This window comes from Candidatus Termitispirillum reticulitermitis (genome assembly GCF_054655775.1).
The window spans coordinates 1-833 of the sequence record NZ_BAAIHG010000186.1 but is presented as its reverse complement, the minus strand read 5'-3'; the positions used below and the strand labels follow the sequence as shown (position 1 = coordinate 833).

Here is an 833-nt window from a genome sequence, read left to right as displayed (position 1 = left end):
AGCCTGGTATAGGCACCCCTGCAGACCAGTCTAAGTGCAATGCAGTCATAGCTGGCAGACTGATAAACAATGAACGGTCAACTGGGGTTCCAGTCGCTGCCAGTGTCCCCACTATATTGAACGGCTTATCGGCGTGTTCTGCCAGCCCCTCAACACCTGAACCGTGTGAAAGGGTAATTCTATCTCCTAATCCATATTTTAACTTTTTCGCTGTTTCATAACCAAGCACCACATCAAAAACATTCTCAAAAGCTTTTCCTTCTTTGAATGTCAATCCCCTATTCTGTCTGTATCTGTAATGTGTGAAATAGTCTGCAGTGGTTGCTACTACTGAATATCCCCTGTGGGAATCCCCCAACGATAATGGTATTGCCCAAGCAATCTCTGAATATTGTGCTATGAGCTTTGCACTATCATAGCTCATATTATTGGTAGCCCTGCCTATATGAAAAACTGCATAAAGCATTAGCTCCATACCACTGCCACGCGCTCCGATAACTAAATCAGTCCCAGATATTGACTGAACAAAACCTCTCCGCACCTGTAAGCGCACTCGTTCAATACCTATCAGTAATATAGTAGAGAGTGCAACAGAAATAACTAACAAAAACAGCGTAGCTTTGCGATTTAGTGCACTGCGAACAGCCATTTTTAATAAATATAGTCTTCTCATAGCACGTTTATATCCTTTAGGGCTATATTGCGAGAAAAAGCTGCCGCTAATCGCTTATCGTGGCTGACAAATATTAGGCTGGCACCTGATTCATCACACACGTTTTTTAATAACTCCAAAAATGATTGCTGACGCTCCTCGTCTAGTGATGAAGTCGGTT

Annotated in this window: 1 protein-coding gene; it reads right to left on the bottom strand. The window is 42.9% G+C overall.

The window, feature by feature from the left end:
• Nucleotides 1-673 (bottom strand): ABC transporter permease (locus AC1MDJ_RS08175; protein ID WP_479690419.1); only part of this gene is annotated, 673 nt, incomplete at its 3' end.
• Nucleotides 674-833 lie beyond the last annotated feature (160 nt).